Origin of the sequence: Xanthobacter oligotrophicus (genome assembly GCF_008364685.1) — a bacterium.
GTDB lineage: Bacteria > Pseudomonadota > Alphaproteobacteria > Rhizobiales > Xanthobacteraceae > Xanthobacter > Xanthobacter oligotrophicus.
In genome coordinates this window covers 36,905-59,587 of the sequence record NZ_VTTL01000018.1, presented here as the reverse complement: position 1 = coordinate 59,587, position 22,683 = coordinate 36,905, and the positions used below count along the sequence as shown (strand labels likewise).

At 69.1% G+C, this 22,683-nt stretch carries 20 protein-coding genes; 10 read left to right on the top strand and 10 right to left on the bottom strand.

Annotated features, from left to right (window positions below; translation table 11 throughout):
- The 5 genes from FZ033_RS23295 to FZ033_RS23275 all read right to left on the bottom strand — a co-directional run.
- Window positions 1–1,271: ATP-binding protein (locus FZ033_RS23295; protein WP_149578447.1), on the bottom strand; the 1,271-nt coding region annotated here is incomplete at its 3' end.
- On the bottom strand, window positions 1,268–1,978 hold the full coding sequence (locus FZ033_RS23290) for a response regulator (RefSeq protein WP_149578446.1): 711 nt from the start codon (window positions 1,976–1,978) through the stop codon (window positions 1,268–1,270). The genes FZ033_RS23290 and FZ033_RS23295, both read right to left, overlap by 4 nt.
- Before the next feature lie 63 nt (window positions 1,979–2,041).
- Entirely contained in the window at window positions 2,042–3,211 is a 1,170-nt protein-coding gene (locus FZ033_RS23285; protein WP_149578445.1) for a nickel/cobalt efflux transporter, read from the bottom strand.
- A gap of 12 nt (window positions 3,212–3,223) precedes the next feature.
- On the bottom strand, window positions 3,224–3,502 hold the full coding sequence (locus tag FZ033_RS23280; RefSeq protein WP_138399103.1) for a metal/formaldehyde-sensitive transcriptional repressor: 279 nt from the start codon (window positions 3,500–3,502) through the stop codon (window positions 3,224–3,226).
- Window positions 3,503–3,730: 228 nt separating this feature from the next.
- Window positions 3,731–4,018, bottom strand: coding sequence for a PepSY domain-containing protein (locus FZ033_RS23275; protein ID WP_149578444.1), 288 nt, complete (start codon window positions 4,016–4,018; stop codon window positions 3,731–3,733).
- A gap of 147 nt (window positions 4,019–4,165) precedes the next feature.
- On the opposite strand from FZ033_RS23275, the gene FZ033_RS23270 reads away from it, so the two are divergent.
- From FZ033_RS23270 to FZ033_RS23225, 10 genes are all read left to right on the top strand, one after another.
- Window positions 4,166–4,837 carry a response regulator transcription factor gene (locus FZ033_RS23270; RefSeq protein ID WP_149578443.1) on the top strand — a complete coding sequence of 224 codons (672 nt, stop codon included), beginning with the start codon at window positions 4,166–4,168 and terminating at the stop codon, window positions 4,835–4,837.
- Window positions 4,834–6,189 (top strand): sensor histidine kinase, encoded by a 1,356-nt coding sequence (locus FZ033_RS23265; protein ID WP_149578442.1) that lies wholly within the window; start codon window positions 4,834–4,836, stop codon window positions 6,187–6,189. Before FZ033_RS23270 ends, FZ033_RS23265 begins: the two co-directional genes overlap by 4 nt.
- A 92-nt stretch (window positions 6,190–6,281) precedes the next feature.
- Window positions 6,282–6,638 carry a hypothetical protein gene (locus FZ033_RS23260; RefSeq protein ID WP_149578441.1) on the top strand — a complete coding sequence of 119 codons (357 nt, stop codon included), beginning with the start codon at window positions 6,282–6,284 and terminating at the stop codon, window positions 6,636–6,638.
- 60 nt (window positions 6,639–6,698) lie between these two features.
- Entirely contained in the window at window positions 6,699–7,169 is a 471-nt protein-coding gene (locus FZ033_RS23255; RefSeq protein ID WP_149578440.1) for a DUF2271 domain-containing protein, read from the top strand.
- Between the two features lie 15 nt (window positions 7,170–7,184).
- On the top strand, window positions 7,185–9,383 hold the full coding sequence (locus tag FZ033_RS23250; protein WP_149578439.1) for a PepSY domain-containing protein: 2,199 nt from the start codon (window positions 7,185–7,187) through the stop codon (window positions 9,381–9,383).
- Window positions 9,373–10,320, top strand: coding sequence for an FAD:protein FMN transferase (locus FZ033_RS23245; RefSeq protein ID WP_149578438.1), 948 nt, complete (start codon window positions 9,373–9,375; stop codon window positions 10,318–10,320). The genes FZ033_RS23250 and FZ033_RS23245 overlap by 11 nt, the downstream gene beginning before the upstream one ends.
- A gap of 131 nt (window positions 10,321–10,451) precedes the next feature.
- Window positions 10,452–11,804, top strand: coding sequence for a ferredoxin reductase family protein (locus tag FZ033_RS23240; protein WP_149578437.1), 1,353 nt, complete (start codon window positions 10,452–10,454; stop codon window positions 11,802–11,804).
- Between the two features lie 140 nt (window positions 11,805–11,944).
- Window positions 11,945–13,153 (top strand): lytic murein transglycosylase, encoded by a 1,209-nt coding sequence (locus FZ033_RS23235; protein WP_149578450.1) that lies wholly within the window; start codon window positions 11,945–11,947, stop codon window positions 13,151–13,153.
- A 106-nt stretch (window positions 13,154–13,259) separates the two neighbouring features.
- A complete protein-coding gene (locus tag FZ033_RS23230) occupies window positions 13,260–13,724 on the top strand; it encodes a hypothetical protein (protein ID WP_149578436.1) in 465 nt (154 codons plus the stop codon).
- Window positions 13,725–13,780: 56 nt separating this feature from the next.
- Window positions 13,781–14,086, top strand: a complete 306-nt coding sequence (locus FZ033_RS23225) for a hypothetical protein (RefSeq protein WP_149578435.1) — start codon at window positions 13,781–13,783, stop codon at window positions 14,084–14,086.
- 158 nt (window positions 14,087–14,244) lie between these two features.
- Here FZ033_RS23225 and FZ033_RS23220 read toward each other — a convergent pair whose 3' ends face one another.
- From FZ033_RS23220 to FZ033_RS23200, 5 genes are all read right to left on the bottom strand, one after another.
- The gene (locus tag FZ033_RS23220; protein WP_149578434.1) at window positions 14,245–16,629 is read right to left on the bottom strand and encodes a tetratricopeptide repeat protein; all 2,385 of its coding nucleotides are present in this window, start codon (window positions 16,627–16,629) and stop codon (window positions 14,245–14,247) included.
- A gap of 107 nt (window positions 16,630–16,736) precedes the next feature.
- Window positions 16,737–17,771, bottom strand: coding sequence for an HAD family hydrolase (locus FZ033_RS23215; RefSeq protein ID WP_149578433.1), 1,035 nt, complete (start codon window positions 17,769–17,771; stop codon window positions 16,737–16,739).
- A gap of 150 nt (window positions 17,772–17,921) precedes the next feature.
- A complete protein-coding gene (locus FZ033_RS23210; protein WP_149578432.1) occupies window positions 17,922–19,607 on the bottom strand; it encodes an arylsulfatase in 1,686 nt (561 codons plus the stop codon).
- Window positions 19,608–20,028: 421 nt separating this feature from the next.
- A complete protein-coding gene (locus FZ033_RS23205; protein ID WP_149578431.1) occupies window positions 20,029–20,664 on the bottom strand; it encodes a response regulator transcription factor in 636 nt (211 codons plus the stop codon).
- Window positions 20,661–22,580 carry a sensor histidine kinase gene (locus tag FZ033_RS23200; protein WP_232847632.1) on the bottom strand — a complete coding sequence of 640 codons (1,920 nt, stop codon included), beginning with the start codon at window positions 22,578–22,580 and terminating at the stop codon, window positions 20,661–20,663. The genes FZ033_RS23205 and FZ033_RS23200 overlap by 4 nt, the downstream gene beginning before the upstream one ends.
- Window positions 22,581–22,683: the final 103 nt, after the last annotated feature.

Genomic DNA, 22,683 nt, shown 5'->3' with positions numbered 1-22,683 from the left:
TTGGCGAGGGTCAGCGTGCCGCCATGGGCCTCGGCCACCGCACGGGCGATGGGAAGGCCGAGCCCCACCCCGCCGGTTGAGCGGCTGCGCGAGGCTTCGAGCCGTACGAAGGGCTCGAGCACGGCGGAGAGCTGGTCGTCCGGAATGCCGGGGCCCTTGTCCCGTACCATCAGAACGGCCTCGCCCCCCTCCTCCGCGAGCACGACATGCGCGGCGCCGCCATAGACAATGGCATTCTCCAGCAGGTTCGATACCATCCGTTTAAGGCTGACGAGGCGGCCCGCCACAACCAGGCGCGGCGGTGCGGCGAGATCGGCGGCAAGGCCCCGGTCGCGGGCATTGTCCACCAGCGTCTCCACCAGCGCCACGAGGTCGAGCGGACGCACCGGCTCCTCGCTGGCCTCGCCGCGCAGGTAGGACAGGGTGGCGTCCACCATCTGCTCCATCTCCGCCACGTCCGCCGCCATGGCCGCGCGCAGGACCGGATCGCCCACGTCCTCCATGCGGAAGCGCAGGCGCGTCATGGGCGTGCGCAGATCGTGGGAGACGGCGGCGAGGGCCTGGGTGCGCCGTTCCATCAGCTCGGCAATGCGGGCCTGCATGCCGTTGAAGGCGTGGGCCAGCTCCCGCACCTCCTTGGGGCCGGTCTCCGGGAGCCGCACGAGAGGGGCATCCGGAGGCAAGGTCGCGACGGTCCGCGCCATGGCCCTGAGCGGCCGCGTCAGCCAGGCGGCGATGGCGAGGGACAGCAGCAGCACGCCCGACGCCATGAGGGTCGTGGACAGCACCGATCCGTGCGCCCCGGCCGCCTGCGGGACAGAGGCGAACAGGCGGGCGTTCAGCCAGCTGCCGTCCGGAAGGCGCACGGCGACGAGGCTGAGGTGCGGGTCCGTGCCAGCGCCCACCAGCACATCCTGCGGCCCGAGGTCGGGCGCCAGCGTGCGCACGTCGTCGGCGAGCCGCTGCCATCCCTCCACGGCACTGGAGCCGGGCGCAGCCATGGCTTCCCGGCTCCAGTGCGCGTCGATGGCGCCACCGGACAGCTCATGGGCCACATCCTCGCGGCTTTCCGGCGGCGCCGCCGCCAGCGACCGGCGGAACGCGACGATCTGGTCGGCGAGGCGGATGGCATGGGCCGCATGACGCTCGCGCTCCATGGCGTGCTCGTAGGTCCACAGGCTCAGCACATGCACGACGACGATACCCAGCACCGCCACCACAGCGGTGCGCACGGCGAGGCTGTCCGATGCGCGGATCAGGGCGCGGATCACGAGCGTTCCACCTCCGGGACGAAGAAATAGCCGGCGCCGCGCACGGTCTTCACCATCTCCGGCCCGCCGTGGGATTCAAGCTTCTTGCGCAGCCGGCTGACCTGGATGTCGATGGCGCGGTCGAAGCCTGTGGCGGTGCGGTTCTTGGCAGCGTCCATCAGCTGGTCGCGCGTCAGCACCCTTTGGGGATGTTCGAGGAAGGTCAGGAGCAGGTCGTATTCGCCGGTCGACAGATCCACTACGACGGCGGCGGGATTGGTGAGCTCCCGCCGGCGGGTGTCGAGGGTCCAGCCGGCAAAGGTGAGCAAGGTGCCGCCGGACACCGTGCCATCGGAAGGCCGCATGCGCCGCAGCACCGCATGGATGCGCGCGAGCAGCTCGCGCGGATTGAAGGGCTTCGACAGATAGTCGTCCGCACCGAGCTCCAGCCCCACGATCCGGTCCACGTCGCTGCCGCGCGCGGTGAGCATGATGATGGGCACGTCCGACGTGCGGCGGATGTCCCGGCACAGGTCGAGCCCGCTCACGCCGGGCAGCATGATGTCGAGGATGATGAGATCCACCGACCCCGCCTTCATTGCCTCGCGCATCTCGCGCGCATCCTGTGCCGCGGTGACCTTGTGCCCGTGCTCGCGCAGGAACTTGCCGGCGAGGCGTCGGATCTCGGCGTCATCATCGACGATCAGGATATGGCATTCGGGAGACACGGGGTGACGCACTCCTGCGAGGCCGTCCCGCGGGCGCGACGGCTGCTCCGCGGACAAGCCCTTTTATCCCAGCCGGCGTACTTCGCGATATGAAGTTGGCGCAGGCAAGAAATCGCCCCGCCCCGCGGCCGCGCTGACGCCGGCCAATGGGGCGTGCTCCCGTGAAAGACCATGCCAGCCGAGCCAGCCGGTATAGAGGCCGACCATCAGGATCAGCGCGGCCGAGGCATAGGGCGCGCGCCGGGCGAAGGCGCTGAAGCCCGCCCAGCGTTGCGAGACGTGCCGGACGCTGAGGGCGGCGAGCACGCCGGCCGACACCAGCGTGAGCGCCAGACCGATGCTGAAGCACAGGACCAGCACGAAGCCGAGGCTGAAGGCCTTCAGCTGCATGCAGATGAGCAGCACGGTGATCGCCGCCGGGCACGGGATCAACCCGCCCGTCAGTCCGAAGACGATGATCTGCCAGGTCGTCACCGGGCGGCCGGCAAAGCGATTGCGGATATCGGCGGCGTGGGCGCGGGCGTGGGCGTCGTCCTCGTCGCCGAGATTCATGTGGGCATGGTCATGCTCCTCGAACACGAGGGCATGGACCTCCTCCCCGCCGTCGGCGAGGCGCAGGCGCAGCTCCACTGAAAAGGCATGGGGCTCGGGAATATCGTGCGCGCTCTCGAGGAATTCGCCCCGGTGCACGAACGGGAAGACCTGACGGCCGCCATCGGGCCTCAGGGTTTCGAGAAAGACGCGCTCGGCGTCAGGAAGCCTGCGCCCGGCGGGGCTGGAGATGCGCCACCGCGGCGGCACGCCATCCTCGAAGATGTCGAGCGCCAGCTCCCCTTCCGCGGTCGGGAGAAGACGGGTCTCGTCCTCATGGTGGTGCTGCGCATCGCTCTGCTCGCGCCACGTCCGCCAGGCCATCCAGGCGGCGATGGTGATGATCGCCACGGCTGAAGCGAGCTGAAAATAGGGTTCGCTGGCCTCGCCACCCCACTGCTGCCCGAAATACAGCCCCCCGAGGGCAATGAGCCAGACCACCGCCGTGTGCGAGGCCGTTGCGGCGAGGCCCAGCAGGACGGCCTGGGTGAGCGTGCCGCGGATGGCGATGATGAAGGCGGCCATCATCGTCTTGGAATGGCCCGGCTCGAGCCCGTGCAGGGCACCGAGCAGGATGGCCGAGGGGACGAACAGCCAGGCGTGCGCGGCCCCCTGCTGGAGCAGGTCTGTAAACGCAGTCATCTTGCTCTCAGATCACTTGAGGTAGGTGCGGACGACCTCGATCAGGTCGGCGGCGCCTTTGGCACGCTCGGGGTCCGGCTCGGCGTCCGGGTTCACGACGTGATGCCGGATGTGGTCCTCCATCAGCTCCGCCGTCAGTCCGTTGATGGCGCCGCGCATGGAGGCGACCAGCATCAACACGTCGGTGCAGCCGATCTCGGCTTCCAGCGCGCGCTCCACGGCTTCGGCCTGCCCCTTGATCCGGCGAATGCGGGCGAGAAGCTTGGTCTTGTGCTTGATCGTGTGTGCCATCACGGGTTTATAATATAGGGGGGTACCCTATGTAAACCACTCCCTGCCCCCTTCCTCTACCGGGCCGTGCCGGGCTTGTGCGAAGGGCGACCGTCCGACGCCGCTTCTGCCGACACCTCATCTGCCGACAACGCGTCGATGGCTGCAGCGATTTGGCCTCGGGCCATCGGGACCCTCCACAAGGTCCATCATGCCCGCCCGACACGACAGTCCTGACACGCCCTCGCATCAGTCGTCGTCTGAATCGCCCGGCGTCCGTGGGATCCGCTCCAGGCTGGCGGGGTCGTATTTCGCTTTCAGGCGCTCACCGCGCGTGTTGGTCGCCCTGACCTTGTAGCAGCCGTCGTCGGAGCGGATCGAGAGCACGGTCCACCCCTCCCCCTCCAGCTTCTTCTGGAGGGCATTGCGCGGTTGCCAGTCAGCCAGCGGCACGGTGCAGGCCCGATCGGCCGCCGCCGGTCCGGCGCCGAGACACACGGCGAAGACCAGTGTCGCTGCAACTGAAGTGCGTCTCACCAAAGATCCTCCGAGGTGCGCAGCCCGCCACCAGGAAACACGCCGAACTGACGCGCACCTGAACGCACACAGGAATTATGGCGCCCCATCGGCTCGTCTGCCGCGCTAAACTGGCACGAAACACGCCGAGGCGGCACGAGGCGACACATGCGGATCCTACTGGTCGAAGACGACCCTGTCCTCGGGATGGCCGTGCGCGACCAGATCGTCGCCGACGGGCATACGCCCGACTGGGTGACCCGTCTCGACGACGCCACCGAGGCGATCCATGCCGCCGCCTTCGAACTGGTCCTGCTCGACCTGATGCTGCCGGACGGGCGCGGGCTGGATTTCCTGAAGCGCCTGAGGGTGGCGGGCGACGTCACGCCCATCATCGTGCTGACGGCGCGGGATCAGATCTCCGACCGCATCGCGGCGCTCGATGCCGGCGCCGACGACTACTTGGTCAAGCCCTTCGACCTGTTCGAGCTCAGCGCGCGGATCCGGGCGGTGGGGCGGCGCTATGCCGGCAATCCCAATCCGCTGGTGTCCCTCGGCGACATCGAGGTGGATCTCGCCGCCCGCTCGGTGCGGCGGGCGGGGCGGCCGGTGGTACTGACCGGCCGCGAATGGTCGCTGTTCGAGGCCTTCGTGCAGCGCCCCCACCAGCTCATGTCGAAACCGCAGCTCGAGGAGCGTCTCTATTCCTTCGATGCCGAGGTGGAGAGCAACACCATCGAGGTCTATGTCGCGCGCCTGCGCAAGAAGCTGGGAGCGCAGGTGATCGAGACGGTGCGCGGCATGGGCTATCGCCTTGGTGCGCCGGAGGTGCGTGCGTGAGCGGGCCTCGCCAGCCCGGCCGGTGGAGCCTGCGCCGGCGCGTCGGGCTGTGGCTCACGGTGGCGGTGGCGGCCCTGTGGCTCGCCGCGGCCACGGTGGCAGGCCTGGTGCTGCAGCACGAGATCGGCGAGGTGTTCGACAGCGCGTTGCAGGAGGTGGCGCAGCGGGTGCTGCCGCTTGCCTATTCCGAGCTGCTCTCCCGCGATGCCGGGGACGCGCCCCAGCACATGGCGCCCATCGGCCCCCACCGGGAATACATCACCTATGTGGTGCGCGACGGCGCGGGGCGCGTGCTGCTCCAGTCTAGCGACGCCGAGCTGATGGCGATTCCGGCGGGCCTCGCCCCAGGCTTCCGCAGCACCGACCGGCTGCGCACCTACACCGAGGCGGCGGTGAGCGGCACCATCGTGGTCACCACCGCGGAGGATCTCGGGCACCGCGCCGCCGCGGTGCGGCGGGCCGTGGCGGCGCTGATCTGGCCTCTCGTCGCCTTGGTGCCCATCGCGCTGGCCGGTGTCTGGCTCTCGGTCCGGCTGTCGCTCAAGCCGGTGCTCGCCTTCCGCCGTGCCATCGAGACGCGTGGGCACGGCAATCTCACGCCCGTGGCAACGGCGGGGCTGCCGGAGGAGATTGCGCCCGTCGCGGCATCTGTCAACGCGCTGCTGGAACGCCTGCGCGGCGCGCTGGAGGCGGAGCGTGGCTTCACCGCCAACAGCGCCCACGAGCTGCGCACCCCCATCGCCGCGGCGCTGGCCCAGACCCAGCGCCTCATCGTCGAGCTGCCCGAAGGCCCGGAGCAGGAACGGGCGCGCGCCATCGCGGGCGCCCTGCGCCGGCTCTCGCGCCTGTCCGAGAAGCTGCTGCAGCTTGCCAAGGCCGAGGGGGGCGGCCTCGTCGCCGAGGTGCCGGCGCCGCTCGCGCCAGTGCTCCGCCACGTGATCGCGGACATCGACCGCCAGACCGGCCGCGGCACCGATATCGCCCTCTCGATCCCGGCGAACGGCGGGCCGCTATCCGATCTCGATCCGGACGCCTTCGCCATCCTCGCGCGCAACCTCATCGAGAACGCGCTGAAGCACGGCGAGCCCGAGACGCCGGTCGAGGTGCAGCTCGACGACGGCCTGTTCGAGGTCGCAAATCACGGCCCCGTCGTGCCGGCGGACCTTCTGGCGGGCCTCCTGCGTCCGTTCCAGCGCGGGCCCACGGGAGCGGAGGGCTCCGGCCTCGGCCTCGCCATCGCCGCCGCCATCTGCCGCGGCGCCGGGCTGACCCTCGACCTCACCTCGCCGATCCCGGGTGCGGGAGATGGCTTCCGCGCCACGGTACGCTTCCCGGCCGCGCCGCGATCCTGACGGGAAGCTGAACGCACATCCGCGTCCGCTTCAGGTCGCCGTCAGATGGGGACGCAAGGTTACTCCCGGTCAACACCCGCCGGGAGGCACCCATGAAGACACGGACCCTGATCGCAGCGGCTGTTCTCCTGTCCACCGCCGGCCTCGGCGTCGTCCTGGCGGCGACGCAGGCCGACCACCTGAGCCACCATTTCCGCACGCACCACGACGGCGCGGAAGCCTCCGCCGCCGATCGCCCGATCCGCTTCGCGCAAGAGGATCACGAGCGCGGACGAGGCGACCGCCATAACGGCCGCCGCCATCACGCGGAGGATGACGATGACGACGACGAAGACGAGGGTGGCCGCCGCGGCGCAATCCCGCAGGCCGGCCCGGCCGATCCCGGCGCCCCGGTGCCCGACAACGGCCTCTTCAACGGCAAGGCCCGCCCCAAGGTCGAGGTGCAGTGAGCAGCGGCCGACCCATTCCCTTTTCTCCCCCAGGCCCCTTTCTCCCCCAGGAGCAGACCGATGAAATTCATCCTCCCCGCCGTGGCCGCCACCGCCGCCTTGATCGCCCCGGTGGTCGCCGAGGCCCGCCAGGTCACCTTCGCGACCACCCTCAAGGCCTATGGCGGCAACGGCGCCTATGTGGTGCTTTACGTCACCGATGCCGCCGGCGCCTACAAGGGCACCTTGTGGATGGCCGGCGGCAAGGCGAAGTACTACCGCCACCTCAGCGACTGGCAGCGCGCCTCCGGCGGGCGGGCGACCGAGATCGACGGCATCACCGGCGCCAGCATCGGCTCCGGCAAGACGCTGAAGATCAGCCTCGACCTCGCCGACGCCATGATCGACGCCGGCTACAAGGTCCATGTCGACACCGCGGTGGAGGACGGCCTGGACAATCCCTCCGAAGTGGTGGTGCCGCTCGACACCGCAGCCTCGGGCAAGCCTGCTCCCGGCAAGGGCTACGTCAAGTCCTTCTCAGTCACCTTCTGAACCTGTCGGGTCCTCATGCTTCGCCGCCTTCATGCGCTGCCGGGCCTCGTGCTTGCGCTCGGCCTCACCATTACCGCCCTCTCCGGCGTGGCGCTCTCCGTCCAGCCGGCGCTCGACCGCCTCGCCGCGCCGGCAATCCCGTCCGGCACCAGCGTGGCGGCGCTCGCCGGGGCGTTGGCCGCCCGCCACGAGAGCGTCGATGCCATCCGCCTCAGGGCGAACGGCATCCTCACCGTCGCCTTCAGCGATGGCGGCGGCCGCGGCGTGGAGCAGATCGATCCTGCCACCGGCGCGGGGCTCGGCCCCTACCAGGTTTCCGAGACGACGCGTTTCGTGACGAACCTCCATCGCGCCTTCCTTTCCGGCGATGCCGGACGCGCCGTGGCGGGGATCGGCGCCCTCGCCATGCTCATCCTGTCGGTTTCGGGCGCCGTCCTCCTTGCCCGCCGCCTCGGCGGCGCGGGCGCATTGCTGCGCCCCATCCGGGGCACGCCGGCGCAGCGCTGGCACGGCGAGCTCGGCCGGCTCGCTGCCGCCGGCCTCATCCTCTCCTCCCTCACGGGACTGTGGATGTCGGCGGGCAGCTTCGGCCTGATGCCCGAGACCGGGGGCACGACACCGGAAGTGGCCGCGAGCGGCGGCGTGCCCGCGCCGGTCGGGACGCTGCAGGCGCTCCGTGCCATCGATGTGGCGCGCATGCGCGAACTGACCTTCCCTGCCCCAGGCGATCCGACCGACACCTACGGCCTGCGGACGGCGGCGGGCGAAGCGCGGATCGATGCGGCGACGGGCGCGGAGCTGTCCTTCACCCCCGCGACGCCGCTCGATCGCCTGAACGACCTGCTCCGCACCCTTCATACCGGCCGGGGCGCCTGGGCGCTCGGGCTTCTGCTTGGCCTTTCGGCGGCGGCGGTTCCGGTGCTCGGCGCGACCGGCGTCGTGATGTGGTGGCGCCGCCACGCCGCCCGGCCACGCATCGCAATGAACGCGCCCGTGCGTACCGCCGACACCCTCATCCTGGTGGGGAGCGACGGCAATTCCACCTGGGGATTTGCCGCGACGCTCCACACAGCGCTGACCCGCGCCGGCCATCGCGTCCACACCACGGCCATGAATGACTTACGACAGCTCCCCGCTGCCACCGAACGCCTGCTGATCCTGGCCGCGACCCACGGGGACGGCGGCGCTCCCGGTTCGGCGAGTGCCTTCCTGTTGCGCCTCGCGCACCTAGTGCCCCGGGTGGAACGCCGGGTGCCTATCGCCGTGCTCGGCTTCGGCGACCGCACCTTCCCCCGCTTCTGCGGCTACGCCGAGCAGGTGTCGGCCGCGCTCGCGGCGCAGGGCTTTCCGCAGCTCCTGCCCCTGAAGCGCATCGACCGCCGCTCGGCGCAGGAGTTCGCGCAGTGGGGGCGTGACCTCGGCATCTGCCTCGGCCACGATCTGGTGCTCGAACATATCGCGGAGCGGCCGAAGACCATCGCGCTGGAACTGGCGGCGCGCGAGGACTACGGCGCGGCCATCGGAGCGCCGGTGGCGATCCTGCGGTTTCGCCGGCCCGGACAGGGCGCGGCTGCGGGAGGCCTGCCGGCCTTCGAGCCAGGCGACCTTCTCGGCATTCTGGCGCCGGGCGCCGACATGCCGCGGTTCTACTCGCTGGCATCGTCGTCAAGGGACGGGATGCTGGAAATCTGCGTTCGCCTGCGCGCGGGCGGGCTCTGCTCCACCTTCCTGCATGGCCTTGCGCCGGACGACAGGGTGGAAGCCTTCATCCGCGCCAATCCCGCCTTCCGGCCGACCAAGGGCCGGGCGCCGCTCATCCTGATTGGCGCCGGCGCCGGCATCGGCCCGCTCGCCGGGCTGGTGCGGGCCAATGCGGCCGGACGCCCGGTCCACCTCTATTGGGGCGGCCGCAGCCCGTCGTCGGATTTCCTCTACGAGCACGAACTGGCCCAGCACCTCGCAGAGAAGCGCCTGACCTCGCTCCAGACCGCCTTCTCGCGCGCTCCGGATGGCGGCACCTATGTGCAGGACCGCATCACCGCCGATGCCCCCCGCCTGCGCGAACTGGTGAGGCAGGGCGCGCAGATCCTGGTGTGCGGCGGCCGTGACATGGCCGAGGCGGTGACGCGCGCCTTCGAGCCGGTGGTGCGACCGCTCGGCCTCGATCTTCCGACCCTCAAGTCTCACGGACGCTACGTCGAAGATGTCTACTGAGCCTGTCTCCCGACCTTCGGCACTGCGCCGCCACGCGCTGAGCGGCCCCGCCATGGGGTCGCGCTGGTCCGCCGTCTTCTGGTCGAACGCAAAGGTCGATGCCGACGCGTTCACCCGCCGGCTCCAGGCGGCTGTCGATCGCGTGGAGCAGCAGATGTCCGCCTGGCGGCGCGATTCCGACCTGGAACGCCTCAACGCCGCGCCGGTCGGCGCGTGGACGGCGATCCCGCGAGAGCTGGCGCGGGTGCTTACCACCGCGCTCGACATCGGCCGCCGCTCGGAAGGCGCGTTCGACATCGGCGTCGGCGACCTCGTCCGGGCCTGGGGCTGCGGCGGCGGATCGCGCATGCCCGATGCGGAGCTGATCGCCGGCGTCGCCGGGCGCCCCTCGTTCGAGCCGCCGAAGACGCTGCAACTCGACATGGCCGGCGGCCGGGCCCGCCGTCTCGCGCCGCTGCGGCTCGACCTTTCGGGCATCGCCAAGGGCTTCGGCGTGGACGAACTGGCGCGGGAGCTGGGCGCGACAGGCTGCTCCTGCTGGCTGGTGGGCATCGACGGCGAGATGCGGGCCGAGGGCGTCAAGCCGGATGGGCGCCCCTGGGCCGTCGCCCACGAGAAGCCGGTTCCCGGCGCGCGGGAGGTCCTCGGCGTGATCGAGCTCTCGGGCGCCGCCGTCGCCACCTCCGGTTCGTATCGCCATGGTGTCGAGGTCGACGGACGAACCATCTCCCACACCATGGACCCAGGCCGCGGCGCGCCGCTGGAGAATGACCTGTCCGCCGTCACCGTCCTCGCCGAAACCTGCATGGCGGCGGATGCCTGGGCCACCGCGCTGCTGGTGGCCGGCGCCGTGCGCGGGCCCGAGCTCGCCCGCAGGCAGGGCCTCGCCGCCCTGTTCGTGCGAACCGATGGCGCGGTGCTGGAAGCATGGCCTTGAGCCGCTTCCCACCGACCTCCGCGCCCCGTTGAGGCCGCTCAATGCGGTGCCCGACCGCTCGCTGTTATCGACCCCATGTTCCCTCACATTCGCCGCCCATGACGGATCGCACAGGAAAGAGCGCCACCGAGATGCGACACATCAAGCTGATCCTGCTCGGGGTCATCGTCCTCATGACGGCCCTGTGGGTCGTGGCGGAGCCGACGGCGTTCCAGTCGACCGGCTTCTTCGCCGTGCGCGCGGCGGCGGTGCAGTACACCGGGGTCATCGCCATGGCGGCCATGAGCGTGGCGATGATCCTGGCGTTGCGTCCGCGCTGGCCCGAGCGCTGGATGGGCGGGCTCGACAAGATGTATCGGCTGCACAAATGGCTCGGCATCACCGCGCTCGTGGTCGCCATCGTTCACTGGCTGTGGGCGCAGGGACCGAAATGGGCCGTGGGCTGGGGCCTCCTGGAGCGGCCGGCCCGTGGCGCGCGGCCGCCCATCACGAACCCGGTGGAAGCCGTCTTCTCGGGCCTGCGCGGCGCGGCGGAAGGCGTGGGCGAATGGGCGTTCTACGCCGCCGTGCTCCTGATCGCGCTGGCGCTGATCCGCGCCGTTCCCTACCGGCTATTTTACAAGATTCACGGGCTGCTCGCCGTCGCCTATCTGGTGCTGGTGTTTCACGCCGTGGTCCTGACGCGTTTCAGCTATTGGACGGCGCCAGTGGGCTGGGTGATGGCCATCCTCATGGCCTCTGGCACCTTCGCCGCCGGTGTCGTCCTGCTGCGCCGCGTGGGCGCCAGCCGGCAGGTCAGGGGCAGGATCGCCACGTTGCAGTATTATCCGGGGGTGAAGGCGCTCGAAACCGTCATCGAGGTGCCGACCGGATGGCCGGGACACCGGCCCGGCCAGTTCGCCTTCGCCATGTCGGACACCTCGGAGGGCCCGCATCCCTACACCATCGCCTCCGGGTGGCACGCCGAGCGCCCGCAGATCACCTTCATCACCAAGGAGCTGGGTGACCACACCCGCCGCCTGCGCGAAAAGCTCAGCGTCGGCCAGGAGGTGAGGATCGAGGGGCCTTACGGCTGCTTCACCTTCGACGACGACTGCCGGCGGCAGATCTGGATCGGCGGCGGCATCGGCATCACCCCCTTCATTGCGCGCATGAAGCACATGGCGCTGCGGGGCGAGGCACCGGACTGGCCGCAAGGGCAGTCCGTCGACCTGTTCCACGCCACCGGCGACGTGGACGAGACGGCGCTTGCCAAGCTCGCGGAGGATGCCGCGGCCGCCGATGTCCGCCTGCATGTCCTGGTCAGCGGACGCGACGGCCATCTGACAGGGGAAAGGATCCGCGAGGCGGTGCCGCAGTGGGGCGCGGCCAGCATCTGGTTCTGCGGCCCGGCGGGCTTCGGCGCCGCCTTGAGACGGGACTTTGCCGCCAGCGGCTTTCCCGTAGACCGGCGCTTTCACCAGGAGCTGTTCGAGATGCGCTGATTGGGGAGCGACCCGGCGTTCGCGCATGGACCGCGACGCCGCGCTCCGCGTTCACGGCAGCGCGCCCCCGTGCTAGCGTTGCGCATGCCCCATTTCGACATCAAAGCGTGAGCGGTTCCTTGCCATCAGCTTGCCGCACCATCATCCTCACCCTGCTGCTGTCGGCGCTGGCACTTCAAGCGCCCGCCCGCGCGGCGGACGCCGCCTTCAACCAATTCATCGCCTCCCTCTGGCCACAGGCGCAGGCGGCCGGAGTCTCCCGCACGACGTTCGAGCGCGAAACCCGCGATCTTGAGCCGGACTACAAGCTACCCGATCTCGCCCTGCCGGGACGGCCCGCGACCGGCGCGTCGGCGCAGGCCGAGTTCGTGCAGGTGCCGGCCAGCTATGTGAAGGAAGCCTCCATCGCCCGGCTTGCCGCCGAGGGGCAGCGGCTGATGCAGAAGCATCGGGCCGCCCTCGACCAGATCGAAAGCCGCTTCGGCGTGCCGGGGACCATGGTGCTGGCGCTGTGGGGCCGCGAGACCGATTTCGGCCGCTACACCTCACCCTATGACACGCTGCGCGTGGTGGCAACGCAGGCCTATGCGGGGCGCCGCAAGGACCAGTATCGCGACGAGTTCATCCTTGCGCTGAAGATCCTCGATGAGGGGGCGGTGGCGCGCAAGGACTTCCGCTCGTCCTGGGCCGGCGCCACCGGCCTCACCCAGTTCCTGCCGTCCGAATACTTCAAGCACGGCGTCGATCTCGACGGCGATGGCCGCGTCGATATCTGGCGTTCGGTGCCGGATGCGCTGGCGTCCGCCGCCAAGCAGCTCGCCGACAAGGGCTGGCAGCCCGGCGTGCACTGGGCCGATGAGGTCCGGGCGCCGGCGAATGCCGACTGCACGCTGGGCGTGCCGGAGGTGAAGAAGCCCATCGGCGAGTGGCTGCGCGCCGGCTTTACGCCGGTTGGGAGGCTGTCGGCGGCCGAGCAGGCGCAGCCGGCATCGCTGCTGCAGCCCGAGGGCATCTACGGCCCGTCATTCCTCACCACGGCCAACTATTTCGTGATCAAGCAATACAATTTCTCCGATCTCTACGTGCTGTTCGTCGGCCACCTCTCCGACCGCATCGCAGGCGCCGGGCCCTTTGCCACGCCGTGGACCGCCTCGACGCAGTTGCGCACCACCTCGGTGGCGGCGATGCAGAAGCATCTGACGCGCGTCGGCCTCTACACCGACAAGATCGACGGCAAAGCGGGGATGCTGACCCGCGCGGCCCTCGGCGCCTACCAGAAATCGGCCGGGCTGAAGGTGGATTGCTGGCCGAGCGAGACGGTGCTGCAATCCATGGGCGCGGCGAGGTAGCGGCCCGGGAGCAGCCCCCGCTCCGATTTGGCGCGCAATATGCCTTGTGCGGCCCGGACCCGGCTTTTGGTCGGGTTTGCGACATCGAGCCATACAGGAGCAGCTCTTGCCCGCATTGCAGGAAACCCGCACCGTCGTGACATTGGCGCCCGCAAAGCCTGCCGGATTGGCCGATTTGGGCGTGCCATCGGTCGACACCGCCGTGGTCAAGAAGGGACGCGTGCACGAGTTCCCGCAACTTCTGGCGGACGGCAAGATCGGCCGTCGCTTCCAGGACCTTCGCGTCATCGGGATCAAGACGGTGGAGGCCGGGGTCCCGTCCGCCAAATTGTTCATCCAGTTCGAGGTGTTCGGCGACGACACGATGGCGACGACAAACGGGGGCGGGTTCGAAGCGGCTCTGTTTGCGGGCTCGCAGCAATTGGCCAGCCTTTCATCCAGTGTCCTGTTCCTCCCCTACGCCAATTTCTGGTACCCGAACCGCTTCGTATTCGAGGTGCCGATGGCGGACTTCGATCAGGCCGACCGTTTGGACTTCATCGCGAAGCCGGAGGAGGTTCGCGCTGTTTAGCGGGGATTCGATCGGCGCGCGCCCTGTATCTTTCGGCCAATATTGAGCGAAGACATATGAGCTATCCTCTCGTCAAGCGCGTGCCGCATCGGATGCTCGGCGACATGCTGAGGATGATGTTGAGCGACAAGTTATATTTCGACCTGACCCTGGAGGAGGGCCGGACCCTGTCGCGCGCCTTCACCGCCGTGGCCTTTGACTGGCGGCGTACCGATTCCATTTATTTGAGCCCGGTCGGAAGCGACGGTGAATTCTCGGCCGCCGTCACCCAGGACGGCCTTCACGTGGAAACGGCGGATGGGCGTCGCCATTTGAATTGGGACGATGTGACGGAACTGGCGGAGCGGTTGGCTGTGGAATGACGCGGCGGCCCGATATTTCGCCGGCCGCCTGACACCCGCCAGCCCGAAGAAGGAGGAGCCGTCGCCGGAAGGCGCCAGTGCCATGCCGCGCCGTCCCCTGCCCGGCTCGAGGCCGCGACGCGTCCTCCGGATCCGGTCCGAGACCCAGCGGCAAACGTTCAGGGCCGCTTGAGGCGGGCCGCCAGGCGGGCGATCTCGGGGTCGTCCGGCCGCATGTCGGAGAGCTTCTGCGCCAGGGGGGCGGCACGTGCTGCATCACGGGCTTGCATGGCGTCCTGCAAGGCGAGCGAGAGCAACTGCGGGTCGTAGGGATGTCGTGCCAGCGCCTCGGCAACAACACGCCGCGCCTCCGCCGGCTGGCCCGTGGACTGGAGGGCGACCGCATGCACATAAGCATATTGCGCGTCTTCCGGCGCCAGCGCTGCGGCGGCTGCGAGTTGTTCGACCGCCTCGGCATAGCGCCGCTGCCGGGCGAGCGAGAGGCCTAGGGCATGGCGCGGCGCGGCGGCCCTCGGCGCCAGTGCGATCGCCCGCCGCAGCACCTGTTCGGCCTCGGCCTCCCGGCCCTGGCCGCGATAGAGATCGGCGAGGTTGACCGCGAGGGGCGTCGCCTCCGGCTCCCGCGCAAGGCCGGCGCGCAGCTCCGCCTCGGCTGCGGCGGGCTGGCCCCGGCGCAGCAGGAAGCTGGCAAGGTTCGCCCGCCCTTCAGGCCGCTCCGCATTGAGCCGCTGGGCCGCCTCATAGGCCGCGAAGGCGCCTTCGAGACGGACTTTTTCGCCCTCGGGCAGGCCGGTCAATGGCTGGTCCGCCAGCAGCGTCGCCGCCTCCATGCGCACCGATGCGACCGGGTCGGCGAGCAGGTCGGAGGCCCGCCGCCAGCGGGTCTCCAGCGGCGTACCGGCAAGGCTGCGCAAGGCCGCGACCCGCACCATGGGGTCGGGGTCCGCCAACGCCTTTGTCGTCGCCGCGTCCGTGGCGAGGGAGGGAAAGCGCTGCAGCTCGGTGATGATGGTCGCCTTCGCGATGCCGGGCATCGCCGGTTCGGCGGCGAGCTTCAGCAGCATGTCGCGGGCGGCCGGCTCACCGGCGCGGGCGCGATGCACGGCCTCGGCCCAGGTCTGGTGGCCCTTGCGGTTCGGCCCGTGCCAGCGCTCCACCGCTTCGGCCGCCCAGCTCGCCGGCTTGTCGGCGTGGCAGTCGGTGCAGGCGTTGGGGGTGCCGAGGGCCACCGAAAGGTCGGGGCGCGGGATGCGGAAGGAATGGTCGTGCCGCGGGTCCACCACCATGTAGGTGCGCGCCGGCATGTGGCAGGAGATGCAGTCCGGCGTCTTTTCCCCCGGCGACTTTTCCCCTGACTTGCCGGGCGGATGGCCGGTGTGGGCCGGCGTGGCGAAGCGCTCCGGCAGGTGGCATTGCGCGCACACTTGAGCGCCGTCCGCCTTGAGCTTCGCGGAATGGGGATCGTGGCAATCGCTGCACACGACGCCCTTGGCATACATCAGGCTCTGCTTGAAGGAATGGTCGTTGAACACCTCGTCCCGCATCTGCCCGTCGTCCTCGAACAGGCCTTCGGAGAGCAGCGCCGGCATGTGGGTGTCGGCGAGGGGGCGGCCCGGATGCCAGTCCTCGGAGAAAGTGCCGCGCCGGGCGTGGCAACGGGCGCAGGTCTCCACCTCATCCCCCGGCAGGCGGGCGACGCCATGGGCCGGGCTGCCGGTGGCGGGGTCTGGCGTCCAGTCGGGCATGGGGCGGGGCGCCGCGACGGCGGCAAAGCCCTTGCCCGCCACCTTGGGATCGGCGCCCTTGGCCGCCCACGCAGCATGCCCCGCCCCTGCCCCGTGGCAGCTCTCGCAGCCTACGCTGATCTCGGAAAACGTGGTGTGGAAGGTGTCTTGTGCCGCGTCATAGCCCTTGCGGACGGCTGTGGAATGGCATTCCGCGCACATGAAGTTCCAGTTCTGCTGGGACCTCGTCCAGTGCAGCGGATCGGACGCCGGTATGGGCTGGTCCGGATAGAGATGGAACCAGCGCTGGCCACCCTCGCCTTTCGGGCGGGTGTCGAACGCGAACGGCAGCGCCTGGAGCCGGCCGTCCGGGAAGGTGACGAGATATTGCTGGAGCGGCGCGACGCCGAACGTGTGAGTGACCTCGAAGGCCGCGGTCTTGCCGTCGCGGCCCTCGGTCTCCACCATGTAGCGCGGGCCGTCGCGGAAGAAGCGCGCCCGGGACCCCTGGTGCTCCACCTTCACGTCGGCGAAGTCGCCGCGCACGGTCTCTGGTCCCGCGATGGTCATGGCCTGGGCATGCTGGGAGGCGAACCAGGCCTTCGCCTCACTGGCGTGGCAGGAGGCGCATGCCGCCGATCCCACATGGTCCGTGGCAAGAGCGGACGCCAGCGCCCCGACGCCGCCGGGCCCGAGGCCAGCCCCATTGGGCCGCACCGCGTCGCCGCGCGCCAGCCCCACCGCCAGTACCAGCAGGGCGGCAGAAATCCCGGCGGACAGAGCCGCAAGAACAGTCCAGGCGAAGCGCGGAAGCCCCATCAGATGCGTCGTCCCTTGCGCGTTGCGAGGCTGGGGCTCCTCGTCGGGTGCACAGCGTTACCGGCGCCCGTGTCGTTCGCATGATAGTGCAGGCTACCCCCCACGCATCAAGGCTCGAACGCGAAAATCCGCTTCCAGTCGGCCTTCATGCTGATGACGGTCCAGCCCTTCGCCTTCGCCTCGTCGAACAGGGGCTGCGGGAAGGTGCCCACCTTCGAATCCGGCAGGCCCTGCGCCGGGCCATAGGCAAATTCGCGCGTCGCGTCGTCGTGCAGCACCAGCATGGCGAGGCGCGCCCCGGTGCCGGCCCTGGTATATTCCTGCATCTGGCGGTCGCCGGTGGAATTGCCGAAGGCGGCGTTAGGGCGGCGGCCGATCATCAGGTGAATGCCTTCCGGCTTGCCGGCGAAATTGTCGTTGAGCAGGAGCCTGGGTTCCTTGGTCAGGACCGGCCGGCCGTCCTTGCCATAGCCGAATTTCGTGCCCCCGGCCGTGCCCACCACCTGCTCGGGCGGGATGCCATAGACCCGCAGCGCATAGGCGCGCACGAAATCCTGGCCGCCGCCGGTGACGATGAAGGTCTTGTAGCCGTTGGCCCGCAGATGGCTCAACACCTCCTGCATGGGCAGGTAGGTAAGGTCGGTATAGAGCCGGCCGAATTTCGGATGCTTCGCGGTGGCGATCCAAGCCTCCGCCTCGGCCCTGAACGCCTCCACCGACATGCCGGAGAGGGTCGCGGCCACGATCTTCTCCAGATCCGCCGTGGACAGCTTCGCGATGGCGGCCCGGCTACCCGAGAGCACGGTCCGGAACGGCTCGACCTCCTTCAGATCAGGTCGTTTCGCGACAACTGCCGGCACCTTCTCCAGGCAGAAGATGACCTGGGTGTACATGGGCTGCTCGACCCACAAGGTGCCGTCCTGGTCGAAGGTGGCGATGCGCTCTTCCGGCGGCACGAATTTGGGGCTCGCCGGGTCGGTGGTCTCGCGGACGAAATCGAGGATGGCCCGCTTTGCCGGTCCGTCGTTCCAGGAGGGAAGCGGAGCGGCAACAGGGGCACCTTGCGCGAACACCTGGAGGCCGAGGAACAGCAGCGCGCAGAACGCGGTACCAAGGCGGGAGAGGACAGACCAGGGCGCCATGGCGCATCCCCTTAGGTCAGGATGGGGACAGAGGGAGATCCGCCGCGACCGGGCCTTGCGGCGCGATCGCGGCGGTCTTGGTCGGCGGCTACCCGTCTAGCCCGCCGCCGCGGAGGACGGGGCGGGAGCCGTGATGACCGCAGATCAAGCCTATTGCCCGGCCTGGGTCCTGATCGCCTCGTCGACCTTGCGCTTCACGGCGTCCAGGTTGAACGAGGCCGGCGCCTGCATGGGCGGATAGTCGATGGCGGTCGCGGCGAGCTTGCCCACCGCCTCCTGGACCCCGACGAAGCGCCAGAACTCGCGGGCAAAGAAGTCGTTCATGTAGCCCGCACCGAGATTGTTGACGGTCTCGCCGCGGATCGAGGGCGTGCGCTCGAACGGGTCCTGGCGGATGTTCACGATGGTCGGCATGTCGGTCGTGACCTTCTCGCCGGGCCAGCCGTAGGGCTGCTGGTAGAACTGGTACTTGAAGTCGTCGATGCGCACCGCGCCCAGTTGCGCGCCGCCGAAGTAGAACAGCTCATGCCGGGCGGTAGGACCCTTGCCGGTGAGCAGGTCCATCTGGTTGTAGCCGTCGAGATGGTTCTTGTAGGTGCGATCACCGAACTTCGCGCCCTGGAGCAGTTGTGTCGTCACGTTCGGATTGCCGGCGGCCGCGGCCAGCGTCGGCAGCCAGTCGAGGCCCGAGAACATGCCGTTCTCCACCGCGCCGGGCTTCACCTTGCCGGGCCAGCGGATGATGGCGGGCACGCGGAAGCCGCCTTCATAGACGGTGCCCTTGGTGGCGCGGAAGGGCGTCATGCCGCCGTCAGGCCAGGTGAAGACCTCGGCGCCGTTGTCGGTGGTGAAGATGACGATGGTGTTCTGGTCTTCCCCGATGTCCTTCAGGTGCTTCAGCAACGCGCCGACGCTGTCGTCCAGCTGGGCCATTCCAGCCTCTTCGACATTGTAGTTGCTGCCCGGGTTCATCAACGCCTGATACTTGGGCGGCAGGAAGGTGAAGACGTGCATGCGGGTCGTATTGTGCCAAAGGAAGAACGGCTTTCCGTCCTTCTTCGACTTGTCCATGAACGCGTTGCTTTGCTCGACGAGCACGTCGTCGAAGGTCTCCATGTCATACTTGGCCTTGCGGCCTTCCTGCCAGTTCTGCCGGTCCTTCATGTTGGGGAACGGCGCAAGCGGGCCTTCGTCGACGATCTTCTGTTTGCCCACGCGGCCCCAGCGAGGCATCTCGGTGGGGTCGTCCACGTCGGTGGCGTAGCTGTGCACGAGGGTGCGCGGACCGTATTTGTCCACCCACTCCTGCGGATAGTCGAACCAGTAGGGGTCCGACATGGCGTCAAGGTGGTAGAGATAGCCGAAGAACTCGTCGAAGCCGTGCACCGTGGGCAGATACTTGTTCAAGTCGCCCAGATGGTTCTTGCCGAACTGGCCGGTGGCATAGCCCTGCGCCTTCAGCACGGTGGCGAGGGTGACCGCCTCGGCCGGCATGCCCACATCGGCGCCGGCCTGCCCCACGGTGGTGAGGCCGGTGCGGATCGGCAGCTCGCCGGTGATGAAATTCGAGCGTCCGGCGGTGCAGCTGGCTTCCGCATAATAGTCGGTGAAGCGCATGCCCTCGGCCGCCAGTTGGTCGAGATTCGGCGTCTTGCCGGACATGATGCCCTGATGGTAGGCGCCCACGTTGAACCAGCCCACGTCGTCGCCCATGATGACGAGGATGTTCGGCGGCTTGGCGGGCGCCTGCGCGACGGCCGCCACCGGCGCGCCGAGAATTCCAAGTGCGATTATTCCCCTGGCCAGCACCTGCGCCGCCCCAGATCCGATTTTCATCGCAGCCTCCCTCTATTTTTATTTGGTGGGCATGAGATCGATACGCGGATATTCCGAAGCCAAGATCGCTGGGGCAGGGGTGACGGGGATCAAGACAGAACGGCTGAGTTCTTGTTTTCCCACCCTGGATCCATCTGCCATTCGGCGACGCCGGCCCGCTTCGAGCGCGTCAAGAGCCAGGTTCGCCACGCGCAACCAGCCACGCCTCCCGCCGACTCGCATCGTCGACAGCGGGCTTCGCCGCGCATCTTTGGAGCCGGAACGCCCTTCGGACCATCCGTAAAAGGGGCCATGTGCCATGCCCAAAAGGGCAGAGGGATGTAGCAGGATACGCCTCAGGCGCCGGGCGCCGCGCCCGAGGGCGGATCGGAATAGGGACAGGAGGACCGGCACCGAACGGGAACGTCCCCGCCCCGCGCGCTTACCTGGTGTCGCGCGGGCCTTCAGACAAGCGCTGCAGCCGTTCGGCAAGGCGCCCCAGCTCGGCGGCGGATTCGGCTCCGAGCTTCGTCATGAGCTGCGCGCGCTGGGCCTTCACGGTGCGCTCCGCGATGCCGAGCTCGTCGGCGATCTGCTTGTTCAGCTTGCCCGCCACCACCAGATCGAAGACCTCGCGCTCGCGCGGCGACAGCAGCGCGAAGCGGGCCCGCAGATCCTGCGCATCGGCACGTGCGGCACGCAGCAGCCCGTCCCGTTCGAGCGCGCGATGGACGGTATCCAGCAGCACTTGCGGCTCCACCGGCTTCATGAGGAAATCAACCGCCCCCGCCTTCATGGCCTCCACGCTGCAGGCAACGTCCGCATGGGCGGTGAAGAAGATCACGGGCAGCGTTGCGCCAAGATTGAGCAGGGCCCGCTGCAGCTCCAGTCCGGAAGGCCCAGGCATCCTGAGATCCAGCAGGATGCAGCCGGGACCCAGAGGCAGCGGATGGAGCAGGAAATCGCCGGCGGAGGCATAGGCCCGCACCTCCAGTCCGGCGGCGGTCAGCAGCCGGACCACGGCGGTGCGCAGGGAATCGTCATCGTCCACCACGTGGACCAGAGGTTCCGAACTCATGTTGCCCCGACCCAGGCGCGGCCGCCGGACGCAACCCGGGGGAGCCGGATGGTGAAGACGGCGCCCTCCCCCGGTGCGCTCTCCGCCGCGATGGTGCCACCATGGGCCTCGACCAGCGTGCGCGCAATGGACAGGCCGAGGCCGATGCCCTTGCGCTTGGTGGTGAAGAACGACTCGAACAGCTTCGGCAGGTGTTCCGCAGTAATCCCGTGGCCTCGGTCGCGCACCCGGATGGTCGCCCCGGTGTCCGAGCCTTCCAGCGACAGGACGATGTTGCGCTGCTCCTCCGGGGTATCCGCCAGCGCGTCCATGGCATTCATGATCAGGTTGATGAGCACCTGCTGGAGCTGGATGCGGTCGCCGACTACCGTGATGGTCTCCGCGACCAGCCGTGCGCTCAGCGCGATGCGCCGGCGGCGGGCCTCGGCATTCAACAGGGCGATCACGTCGCCCAGGATGTCGTTGAGGTCGAAGGACTGGCGCTCCACCTCGTGCTTGGCAAGCAGCGCCCGCAGCCGGCGGATGACCTCGCTGGCCCGCAGGTCATCGCGCCTGATGTCGGCCAGGATGTCCTTGAGCTCGCCGGGCCGCGCCGCGCCGGATTCCAGCATCATTTCCGCCGCAGCCGCATTGCTCAGGATGGCTGCGAGCGGCTGGTTGATCTCGTGGGCGATGGAGCCGGTCAACTCCCCCGCGACCGCCAGCCGGGACGCATGGGCCAGTTCGAAGCGATAGCGGTCCACGCTCGACTGCGCGAGGCGCCGGCGGTGGCGTTCAAACAGCAACGCAGCCAGGAGCAGGCTCTGCAGCAGGAAGGCCAGGGCGACCGCCATCGCCTCCTTCTGGTAGGTCTGCCAGAAGCCGGGCGCACGGAACTGGATGATCGCATCAGCCGGCACCGCATCCGGATCGATCCCCCAGCGCTCGATCTGCCGCCAGTCCACATAAAGCGCGGACGGCATCACCTGAGGCAGCCTGAGGGACGCAGCCGCCTGCCCGTCCAGCAGGCGGTTGGCGATGGACCCGCCCTCGCGGCCCATGGCCTCGAAACCGGTCATCCATCCGCCCACGACACCGGTGCCGATGAAGGTGACAAACGGCCCGTAGACCGGCGCCGTCGCCGCCTGCGCGATCAGCCTCACCGATTCCACCGGAAGGTAGATGCTGCCGGCTCCGTCGCGGAAAAATCCCGGTGTGGCCACCACGGTGTCGGTGCCCAGTTCCGCCACCCGCTTCAACACCTCCACCATGGGGCGGCCTGCGAGCATCTCGATGCTCACCCGGTCTTCGAAGCCCTCGGCCGCCCGGCGCAGGTCCTGCTCCCATTCCCGATCATGCTCGGCCGCGCCGGTGATCAGGACCAGATGCCGGGCCTGCGGATGCCATTTCAACGCCTGCGCTATGGTGCCGGCGAAATCCTGCGCGAAGGGCACGCCCACCACGTCTTCCGGCAAAGGCAGCCGGGAGGCCAGGAAGGAACGCGCCACACCCACATGGACCACCGGCACCTGCGGGAAAAGCTCGGCCCGCGTGTTCAGCACGAAGTCGAGCGCATTGTCGCCGGCGACGATGATGACGCCGGGCGGCCGCGCCGCGTATTTCTCCTTCAGGAACCTTGTGACGGTGCCCACATAGGCGGCGCCGCTGAAGCGCGGATAATCGAGGAACTCGGTGCTGATCTCGGTGCGCCGGTCTGCCTCGCCCAGCGCGCTGGTGATGCCCCGGTCGCCCAGCACGTTGGCCGGCAACAGGCGGTTGTTCTCGAACAGGACCAGCACATGGCGGCGGGCGGTCTCGGCCCTGGTGGGGGCCAGCGCCCCCATCAATACGAGGCAGATCGCGATGCCGCGCCAGGCGAGCCATGCCGCGCGCCAACGCCCATGGAGCAGATCCGGGCCGGAGCCGCCTGCGCGCATGCTGCGATTGCATCTCTCCGGCTTCACGTCCGCCCCGAACCGTTGCCCTCGACAAGCCGACCATGTGGGGACACCTTGCGCGCGGACGCAAGGGGCGGCGGGC